Annotated in this window: 9 protein-coding genes; 6 read left to right on the top strand and 3 right to left on the bottom strand. The window is 60.9% G+C overall.

From position 1 onward, the window contains the following. Positions 1 to 2,220, top strand: a 2,220-nt coding sequence (locus tag JWR14_RS35470; RefSeq protein WP_299718837.1) for a vitamin B12 dependent-methionine synthase activation domain-containing protein, incomplete at its 5' end; no start/stop codon positions are given. Positions 2,221 to 2,359: 139 nt separating this feature from the next. Beyond that, complete coding sequence (locus JWR14_RS35465; protein WP_299718835.1) at positions 2,360 to 2,578, top strand: acid-shock protein; 219 nt, start codon at positions 2,360 to 2,362, stop codon at positions 2,576 to 2,578. A gap of 131 nt (positions 2,579 to 2,709) precedes the next feature. Here the strand turns inward: JWR14_RS35465 and JWR14_RS35460 are convergent, their stop codons facing one another. After that, entirely contained in the window at positions 2,710 to 3,036 is a 327-nt protein-coding gene (locus tag JWR14_RS35460) for a DUF1840 domain-containing protein (protein WP_299718833.1), read from the bottom strand. A 523-nt stretch (positions 3,037 to 3,559) separates the two neighbouring features. On the opposite strand from JWR14_RS35460, the gene argS reads away from it, so the two are divergent. The 4 genes from argS to JWR14_RS35440 all read left to right on the top strand — a co-directional run bounded on the left by argS (position 3,560) and on the right by JWR14_RS35440 (position 7,925). After that, positions 3,560 to 5,344 carry an arginine--tRNA ligase gene (gene argS, locus JWR14_RS35455; protein WP_299718831.1) on the top strand — a complete coding sequence of 595 codons (1,785 nt, stop codon included), beginning with the start codon at positions 3,560 to 3,562 and terminating at the stop codon, positions 5,342 to 5,344. Positions 5,345 to 5,501: 157 nt separating this feature from the next. Beyond that, on the top strand, positions 5,502 to 6,272 hold the full coding sequence (locus JWR14_RS35450; RefSeq protein ID WP_299718829.1) for an SPOR domain-containing protein: 771 nt from the start codon (positions 5,502 to 5,504) through the stop codon (positions 6,270 to 6,272). Positions 6,273 to 6,451: 179 nt separating this feature from the next. Then, positions 6,452 to 7,105 carry a thiol:disulfide interchange protein DsbA/DsbL gene (locus JWR14_RS35445; protein ID WP_299718827.1) on the top strand — a complete coding sequence of 218 codons (654 nt, stop codon included), beginning with the start codon at positions 6,452 to 6,454 and terminating at the stop codon, positions 7,103 to 7,105. 16 nt (positions 7,106 to 7,121) lie between these two features. Then, on the top strand, positions 7,122 to 7,925 hold the full coding sequence (locus JWR14_RS35440) for an SDR family oxidoreductase (protein WP_299718839.1): 804 nt from the start codon (positions 7,122 to 7,124) through the stop codon (positions 7,923 to 7,925). A gap of 141 nt (positions 7,926 to 8,066) precedes the next feature. Here JWR14_RS35440 and JWR14_RS35435 read toward each other — a convergent pair whose 3' ends face one another. Next, on the bottom strand, positions 8,067 to 9,359 hold the full coding sequence (locus tag JWR14_RS35435; protein WP_299718825.1) for a DUF3443 domain-containing protein: 1,293 nt from the start codon (positions 9,357 to 9,359) through the stop codon (positions 8,067 to 8,069). A gap of 18 nt (positions 9,360 to 9,377) precedes the next feature. Further along, a partial coding sequence (locus tag JWR14_RS35430) for a DUF2844 domain-containing protein (RefSeq protein ID WP_299718823.1) occupies positions 9,378 to 9,644 on the bottom strand: 267 nt, incomplete at its 5' end.

Below are 9,644 nucleotides of genomic sequence, written 5' to 3'. Positions count from 1 at the left end.
TGCAAGCGCTCCTACGATTTCCTCGTGAACGAAGTAGGTTTCCCGCCGGAAGACATCATCTTCGATCCGAACATTTTCGCAATCGCGACGGGTATTGAAGAGCACAACAACTACGCGGTCGACTTCATCAACGCCACGCGCTGGATCAAGGAAAACCTGCCGCACGCGAAGATCAGCGGCGGTGTGTCGAACGTGTCGTTCTCGTTTCGCGGTAACGATCCGGTGCGCGAAGCCATCCACACCGTGTTCCTCTACCACGCGATTCAGGCGGGTATGGACATGGGGATTGTGAACGCGGGTCAGCTTGGCGTGTATCGGGACCTCGACCCCGAACTGCGCGAACGCGTGGAAGACGTGGTGCTGAATCGTCGCGATGACGGCACGGATCGCCTGCTCGAAATCGCCGATAAATTCAAAACCGGCGCAGCGAAGAAAGAAGAGAACCTGGAATGGCGCAACCAGCCCGTCGATCAACGCCTCGCTCACGCGCTGGTGAACGGCATCACGAACTTCATCGTGGAAGACACCGAGGAAGTGCGAGCGCGCATTGAGGCGGCGGGCGGCCGGCCGATCAACGTGATCGAAGGGCCGTTGATGGACGGCATGAATATCGTCGGCGACCTGTTCGGCGCGGGCAAAATGTTCCTGCCGCAAGTGGTCAAGTCGGCGCGCGTGATGAAGCAAGCCGTGGCGCATTTGATTCCGTACATCGAGGAAGAGAAGAAGCGCATGGCCGATGCCGGAGAAGACGTCCGGCCGAAGGGCAAGATCGTGATCGCGACGGTCAAGGGAGACGTGCACGACATCGGCAAGAACATTGTCTCGGTCGTGCTCCAGTGCAACAACTTCGAAGTGGTCAACATGGGCGTGATGGTGCCCTGCGCAACCATCCTCGCGATGGCGAAGGAACAAGGCGCGGACATCATCGGCCTGTCGGGGCTGATCACGCCGAGTCTCGAAGAGATGGCCTACGTTGCGTCGGAAATGCAGCGCGACACCTATTTCCGCGACAAGCAAACGCCGCTGCTGATCGGCGGCGCAACCACGTCGCGCGTGCATACGGCCGTGAAGATTGCCCCACATTACGATGGTCCGGTGGTCTATGTGCCCGATGCATCGCGGTCGGTATCGGTGGCATCGAGTTTGCTCTCCGACGACGGCGCGAAGAAATACCTCGAAGACCTCAAGACGGACTACGAACGTATCCGCACGCAGCACGCGAACCGTAAAGCGACGCCGATGGTCACCTACGCCGAAGCGCGCGCGAACAAGACGAAACTCGATTGGGCGAGCTACGAGCCGAAGAAACCGACCTTCATCGGGCGTCGCATCTTCAAGAACTACGATCTCGCGGACCTGGCGAATTACATCGACTGGGCGCCGTTCTTCCAGACCTGGGATCTTGCCGGTCCGTATCCGGCCATTCTCAATGACGAGATCGTGGGTGAATCCGCGCGGCGCGTTTTCTCCGATGGCAAGTCGATGCTCTCGCGCATCATCCAGGGCCGCTGGTTGCAGGCGAACGGTGTGGTGATGCTACTGCCGGCGAACACGGTGAACGACGACGACATCGAGATCTATACCGACGATACCCGCACGCAAGTCGCCATGACATGGCGTAACTTACGCCAGCAAACGGTGCGTCCGATCGTCGATGGCGTGCAGCGTTCCAACCGCTCGCTCGCGGATTTCATCGCGCCGAAGGACTCGGGCGTGGCGGATTACATCGGCATGTTCGCGGTGACGGCGGGCCTGGGCGTAGAAAAGCGAGAGAAGCAGTTCGAAGCCGATAACGACGACTACAGCGCGATCATGCTGAAGGCGCTGGCCGATCGTTTTGCTGAAGCCTTTGCCGAAGCGCTCCACGCGCGGGTGCGTCGCGAGCTGTGGGGTTATGCGGCCGGTGAGACACTCGACAACTCCGCGATGATCGCAGAAAAGTATCAGGGGATTCGTCCGGCGCCGGGTTATCCGGCATGCCCGGACCACTTGGTGAAGCAGGATATGTTCGACGTGATGCAAGCAAACGAAATTGGCATGACGGTGACCGAGTCGCTGGCCATGTTGCCGGCAGCGAGCGTGTCGGGCTTTTACATCGCGCATCCGGAGAGCACGTACTTTTCAGTCGGCAAGATCGCCGACGATCAGGTGGAAAGCTTCGCGCAACGCATGGCGATTTCGAAGAACGATGCCGAACGCGCACTGGCGCCCTTGCTGTAGGCAAATACCGGGAATCACAAAGACGCAATATTGGCGAAGTCTATTACGGTTATTTTGACTTTCCTTACACTCGAAGGGGTGCAAAGACCGCCATGGCGGCGGTCACGCATTCCTTCTATCGTCACGGAGAAAGTCGAAAATGATCAAGCTGACGCCTGTCCTCGCCGTTGCTGTCGCTGTGCTGTTCACGTCGGGAAGTCCGGCTGCCTTCGCGCAGGGCAACGCCAAGCCGGGTACGGGCGCAAGCTCGAGCACCGCGTCGAGTTATTCGCCGCCTATCCAGGAGCACAAGAAAAAGCCCCGCAAACCCCGTGCGAAAAAAGGCGCGAGCGCGCCGGCCTCTGGAGCCGCAGAATAAAAACACGGCACGCTTCGTATTCGTCGGAACAAAAAAACCCGCATCGGCGACGAAGCGGGTTTTTTTAATACTGACTCACTGCTGCGCTTCAAGGCTCAGCCAGTGAGCAAATCCGCTACGTCACCCGAGGCTCACACGCCCCACAGGATGTCACCGTCTGCCTGATGGGCGAGGCGCATCATGTCGAGGAACGGGTACGCGCGCTGCGCCAGACCGACGGGAATCTCGTGCGGTTCATGGCCGGGCTCGCCTTCGTGGAAATGGCCATCGTGTTCGGCACGTTCCTGTTTGTCCGATGCAACTGCAGACTCCAGCTTCTGGATGCATTCAGGGAGTTCTTCATGCGTAATGACGCCGCGCTCGCCAAGCCGCTTACCAATGATGCCAAGCAGATAATCGGCAAGGTTGTCGAGCATCTGTACGTCGGGTGCTGCTCTGGTTTTGAATGTGATCAACATGGCAAGGTCCTTTCCCTTTTGTTGGCCTTTTGTGGCTAGTGAGCGAGATGCGCCAAGCGTGGTAACAACCCAGGCCACCACATCACACGCCGGCGCATTGTTTTAATTCCTGACTTCTTTCCCCGACTCGACCCCGATTCGACATATTAGCACCTGCTAAAATCCCGATTTACCCGAGCAAATGTTGCGCCGGTTACAAACCCCCGGTTTTGGCGGTATCGCTGTAATCGGCTCCGGCTATGCCTCCGGACACACATAGGCAGGCGTGCGTAGCGTCCTGACCGAGTGTCCGGGGGATTTCCCCCGCGCCCGAACAAGCGGAACGCGCGCAAACGGGCCTAAATGGCCGTAACAGATTGAAACTGGACTGAAATTTTCGAGCACGGATCACGTCGGCGTTTAACGCTCAATCGCACGTTTTCCCCGCATTCCTGGCAAACACGTGCATTGAAGCCAGGACGTCGAAGGAACGAAGCATCGCTGCATTGGACCAACAGCCCTATTACCGGATTTTAGAATCAGCATGCTGCCCGCACAAAAACACACACTCGAAACGCTGCTCGCCGACGCGGTCAAGCAGGTCGTACAGGCGTCGCAAGGCGCATCGGAAGCGAACTTTGTTGCGCCGGTCATCGTCCTGGAGCGCCCGAAAGTCGCGGCGCACGGCGACGTGGCGTCGAACGTGGCCATGCAGCTCGCCAAGCCGCTACGCGCGAATCCGCGCCAACTGGCGCAGCAAATTGTGGATGCGGTGCTCGCGCTGCCAGCCGCCCAGGGTCTGGTGGATGCGGCCGAAGTCGCCGGTCCGGGCTTCATCAACTTGCGGCTGGCGGCAGCGGCGAAACAGGCCGTAGTGCCGGCGGTTATTGTGGAAGGCACGCGCTACGGATACAACGCCCGCGATGAAGGCAAACGCGTGCTGATCGAATTCGTTTCGGCGAATCCGACCGGGCCGCTGCATGTCGGCCATGGCCGGCAAGCCACGCTTGGCGACGCGTTGGCGAACCTGCTCGGCACGCAAGGCAACGCTGTGCATCGCGAGTTCTACTACAACGACGCCGGCGTGCAGATCGGCAATCTGGCCACGTCCACACAATTGCGCGCGCGTGGTTTCAATCCAGACGACAAGGAATGGCCGGAGAACGCGTACAACGGCGAGTACATCGCGGATATTGCACGTGACTATCTGGCAGGCGCGACGGTGGCCGCCAAGGACGGCGCGCCGGTGACGGCGAAGGGCGATGTGGACGACATTGACGCTATTCGCGTCTTTGCCGTCGCGTACCTGCGCCACGAACAGGATCTGGACCTGACCGCGTTCGGCGTGGATTTCGACCAGTTCTACCTGGAGTCGTCGCTGTATAACGAAGGCCGCGTGCAAGCCACGGTCGATGCGCTGATCGCCGCCGGCAAGACCTACGAGCAGGACGGCGCGCTATGGTTGCGCACGACCGACGACGGCGACGACAAGGACCGCGTGATGCGCAAGTCCGACGGCACCTACACGTATTTCGTGCCGGACGTCGCGTACCACGTGGCGAAGTGGCAGCGCGGTTTCACCAAGGTCATCAACGTGCAGGGCTCGGACCACCACGGCACTATCGCGCGTGTGCGGGCGGGGCTGCAAGGGCTTGGTATCGGCATTCCGAAGGGCTATCCCGACTACGTGCTTCACAAGATGGTCACGGTCATGCGCAATGGCGTGGAAGTGAAGATCTCGAAGCGCGCGGGCAGCTACGTGACGGTGCGCGACCTGATCGAATGGTCGGGCGGCATGACGCCGGGCGAGGAAGTCGCGCCGGATCAGATCGATGAAGACACCATTCGCCGCGGTCGCGACGCCGTGCGTTTCTTCCTGATCTCACGCAAGGCCGATACGGAATTTGTCTTCGATGTTGACCTGGCGCTCAAGCAAAGCGATGAAAACCCGGTGTATTACGTGCAGTACGCGCACGCGCGGATCTGCACGATCCTCGGCGACTGGAAGACGAAATACGCCGGCAACGCGGACGCTTTGCCAACCGTCGATCTCTCGCCGCTCTCGAGCGAACGCGCCATGGCGTTGCTCAACAAGCTCGCCGAGTATCCGGACATGCTCTCGCACGCCGCGGACGAACTCGCCCCGCACGCGGTCGCGTTCTATCTGCGTGACCTCGCGGGCGAATTCCACTCGTTCTACAATGCGGAGCGCGTGCTGGTGGAGGAAGAAGGCGTGCGCAACGCGCGCATCGCGTTGCTCGCCGCTACGAGGCAAGTTCTCGAGAACGGCCTCGCGCTGATCGGCGTGTCCGCTCCCGTCAAGATGTGATTCGCTTGGCCGGGCACGTCCGGTGTGTCCGGCGTGTCTTGGACCCTGCGTGCAGGACGGGTGGATGACATAACGCAACACGGCGCAATTCAACACCAGGCAACGCCAAACCGCGCGTAAGGCCGCCGTTATAATCGACGGCCATTCAGAAGACTTTTTGCAGGTTATTCATACGATGGCAAAACCACGCAGCACGTCGAAGCAGTCGAAGCAAACCGGGGGGACCTTTCTCGGTATCGTGCTGGGCTTGATTGTCGGCCTTGCAATTGCAGTGATCGTGGCGCTGTACATCACACGCGCGCCCACGCCGTTTGTCGCGAAGGTCGCGCCGGCTCCCTCTGACGCGGGCTCCGCGCCCGCCACGGGACAGCCGTACGACCCGAACCGGCCGCTGCAGGGCAAGACGCCTGGCCAGGCCGTGCCGCAAGCCGCGCAGCCCGCGCCGCCGAACACCGCGCCTGGACAGACGAACAACCAGACGCAATCGTCGGGCGTACAGGACGAACCGGAGATACTGGAAGTGCCGCCATCGGCCGCGAACGGTACGGCTGTTGCGCCGAAGCCGGCCACTGTACCTCCGGTTGCGAACGCGCCGGGCGGTTCGTCGAGCGCGACACCTGCGAAGAAACCGGCTGACGCGCAGGCTTCGTCAACGGCCAAGGTCACGCCGCCCGCACCAGGCGACGCGAACACGGGCTATTTCCTGCAGGTTGGCGCGTACAAGACTCAGGCCGATGCAGAGCAGCAGCGTGCACGGCTAGGCTTCCAGGGTTTCGAGTCGAAGGTCACGCAACGCGATGCGGGCAACGTCACGTATTTCCGCGTGCGGATCGGACCGTTCACGAAGTTCGAGGACATGAACAACGTGCGCCAGCGACTTTCGGACGCAGGCGTGGACACTGCCGTTATCCGCTTCTCCAAGCAGTGAACGCACAGTAGAACCCACAACCCGCGCCTTTTGTAAATGGCTGGCGCGGGTTGATAGCATGAGGGCCGTTAGCACCCATTGAGCAGAGCAGGCAACCAGCGGCCCGGCCCAGCCGGTTTAAGCCTCCTTTAAGCGTCGTGTGTTCCCCTTTCGCGTCTCCACGCCCTTTCTCGGTCATTATGAAAAAATTCTTCAGCGCCCTCGCTCTCTCCCTCGGCCTCGTGGCCGGCACCCTGAGCGCCATGAACGTGGCGCACGCATCGCCTGCAGCGCCCGTTGCGGGCACCGACTACACGGTGCTGCAAGCCGCGCAGCCGGTGGACGCGCAGGGCAAGATCGAAGTGATCGAATTCATGTGGTACGGCTGCCCCCACTGCAATGAATTCGACCCGTATCTGGAAGCATGGGTCAAGAAGCAAGGTCCTGATGTCGTCTTCAAGCGCGTGCCGGTTGCGTTCCGCGATGATTTCATCCCGCACTCAAGGATGTATCACGCACTCGATGCGCTCGGCCTCGCGGACAAGCTCACGCCCGCCGTGTTCAACGAAATCCACGTGAAGAAGAACTATCTGCTGACGCCGGAAGCTCAGGCTACGTTCCTCGCCACGCAAGGTGTCGACAAGAAGAAGTACCTGGACGCGTATAACTCCTTCTCGACGCAAAGCGACCTCCAGCGCGACAACAAGCTGATGCAGGACTACAAGATCGACGGCGTGCCGACGCTCGCCGTCCAGGGCAAGTACGAAACGGGTCCGGCCACGACGAACAGCCTGCCGGGCACGATCCAGGTCCTCGATTTCCTGATCGCCCAGATTCGCGCGAAGAAGATGTAAAGGCGTGAGCGCCGCCATGAAGGACACGCCGGGCAATGGCAGAGGTGCCGAGCCAACCCGGCTGAGAGTTTTCATCACCGGCGCATCCAGCGGCATTGGCCTCGCGCTCGCCGAGGAATATCTCCGGCGCGGCGCGGTGCTCGGTCTCGTTGCCCGTCGTGGCGACACCCTCGCGGCGTTCGCCGCGCGCTTCCCCTCCCATTCCATCTCGATCTATCCCGCCGACGTCCGTGACGCCGCCGCGCTTGGGCACGCCGCAGCACAGTTTTGTGCGCAGCATGGCGGCGCCGACGTGGTGATCGCCAATGCCGGCGTCAGCCGCGGTGCGCTGACTGGTCATGGCGACCTCAATACCTTTCGCGACGTGATGGATATCAACTACTTCGGGATGATCGCCACGTTTGAGCCGTTCGTCGCCCGCATGGTCGAGGAACGGCGCGGAACGCTGGTTGGCGTAGCGAGCGTGGCGGGCATTCGCGGGTTGCCGGGTTCGGGCGCATATAGCGCGTCGAAATCGGCGGCATTGAAGTATCTCGAAGCGCTGCGGATTGAGATGCGGCCGAAGGGGGTATCGGTGGTGACGATCGCGCCGGGCTATATCCGGACCGCGATGACCGAGCACAATCCGTATACGATGCCCTTCCTGATGGACGCCGATGTATTCGCCGTCAAGAGCGCCGATGCTATCGCGAGGAAGAAAAGGTTTGCGACGTTTCCCTGGCAAATGCGTGTCGCAGGCGCGATGCTGCATGTGGTGCCGCGCTGGCTGTATGACCGCTTGATGGAGAAAGCGCCGAGGAAGCCGCGAGCGGGGGAATGATCGTTTAAAGCGATATCACCGCCGGGGCGGCAATCGCTTCCATGAAAAACAAAGCCCGACGCAAACACGCGCCGGGCTTTGCTGCTTTTGCTCGTCGCCTCGAAGTTATCGAGGTTATCGAAGCGACCTGATCGCGCTTAGTTAAAACGCCACGAACGGTGAATTCCCGTTGGTGTTAAAGCCGAAATAAACATATCGTCCGAAGAAAAATGGCAGGCCAAAGTCGAACAGCGTCGGGAATGAACCAATGCTGCCGGCCAGTCCATTAAGCGCATAGTTCGTCCCGCTCGCAGCCAGCGTCTGGGCGTTCAGGACCGTGAAATTCACCGTGCCTGTCGTGCCGTTGAACCCGGAAACGGTCGCCGTGAGCGGCGTCGGATTGGCCGGGCAATAGAAGTCCGTAAACGTCGACGTGCAGGCTGGCAACGAACTGTCGGTGAAGAACAGGCCGTTCGAACCCGAATCGACAATGGTCGTAACCGACGCCCCCTTATAGGTGCCAATCAGGTTGCCAAAAGCCGTTGAGCGATACGACGTCGCGCCAGTCAACGCATTGTTGCTCTGCGTCCCAATGCCGAATACCAAGGTGCCTGTCACCGACGCCGCCGACGTCGTCACCGGCGGCAATTGCACGATCACGCCGTTGTTGTTCACCGCGAACTTCGTCACCGGATTCACCACTTGCTGCGCAACCGCCACGGCGATGGCGGAGCAGTTTGTCCCGCTCGGGCAAGAGTAGTAGTTACTGGTTGCGGCGTTCGTGCAGTCCACACCGCAATCGGTCGCCGCAACACCCACGCCAAGAATCCCGTTCGCGCCCAGTTGCCGCGAGGTGCTCTCGTTGCTGCCGTTGATACAGCCATTGAGCGGCACCGTGGAATCAGGCAGATCGCCCACGATCTGGATCGGAATGGCGCTCGCGATTTCGCCGCCAATCTTCACGTCGGCGGTACGCACGGTGCCCCAGGTGAAGCCATCGGCGAATTGCGTGCATTCCGCCAGTTGACCATTGCTGGTTGACTGGGCGACCGGCAAGCTGCCCAAAATCTGCGTCGCTGCATCGCTTGCCAAACGCAAGCCGTACGAGCCGGTATCGAGCTGGATATTGTTGATGGTCTGGCACGTGCTCGTGCCGGGCGCGCACACAGTGACCGATACGTTCGGGATATTGACGAAGTTTTGTGCACCGGGACCCACGGTAATAGGCACCGTGTTCGACGCCGTGGACGCAATCGGCTGCGCGTTGGGCATGCCGCTGGAGCCACCGCCACTGCTACCGCCGCTTCCGCTGCCGCCGCTGCTGCCAGAACTGTTGCCTGAATCGCCGCCCCCGCCACCGCAGGCAGCGAGTAACACCGACACGCTCAGCACAGCGAGCCAGCGGATCAGGCCCGAACGCAAGGTCGGATTGGACGAGGAAATCGTCGGACGCATAGTGAAAGTCTCCGTCCGTTATTGGATATCGCTGGGGCTGACGCCCGCGGGCAAGGATTGCGGCAGATAGGCCTGCCCGGCGAATGCGCCCATATGACCGCCGGAGCGAACCACGAGCGCGCTGCCTGCCACGCTGACCGGTCCGCGACCGCCGCCGTTGGCGCGCTGATTCTGGATGCCTTGCACGTATTGAGGGAAATAGCTGCCGAGCAAGGTCGGCAAATCGGGAATTCTTGGACCTTGCCACGCAATGCCAAACACCACGCCGTCCGTACCCACATACTC

This window comes from Caballeronia sp., assembly GCF_028292365.1.
Classification (GTDB): domain Bacteria; phylum Pseudomonadota; class Gammaproteobacteria; order Burkholderiales; family Burkholderiaceae; genus Caballeronia.
The sequence above is the reverse complement of the archived record's forward strand: the minus strand, read 5'-3'. Positions and strand labels throughout refer to the sequence as shown.

Excerpts from the sequence above, each read along its gene's own strand:
- JWR14_RS35465 (WP_299718835.1), top strand. The coding sequence starts at position 2,360 with ATGATCAAGCTGACGCCTGTCCTCGCCGTTGCTGTCGCTGTGCTGTTC.
- JWR14_RS35460 (WP_299718833.1), bottom strand. The coding sequence starts at position 3,036 with ATGTTGATCACATTCAAAACCAGAGCAGCACCCGACGTACAGATGCTC.
- argS (WP_299718831.1), top strand. The coding sequence starts at position 3,560 with ATGCTGCCCGCACAAAAACACACACTCGAAACGCTGCTCGCCGACGCG.
- JWR14_RS35445 (WP_299718827.1), top strand. The coding sequence starts at position 6,452 with ATGAAAAAATTCTTCAGCGCCCTCGCTCTCTCCCTCGGCCTCGTGGCC.
- JWR14_RS35440 (WP_299718839.1), top strand. The coding sequence starts at position 7,122 with ATGAAGGACACGCCGGGCAATGGCAGAGGTGCCGAGCCAACCCGGCTG.
- JWR14_RS35435 (WP_299718825.1), bottom strand. The coding sequence starts at position 9,359 with ATGCGTCCGACGATTTCCTCGTCCAATCCGACCTTGCGTTCGGGCCTG.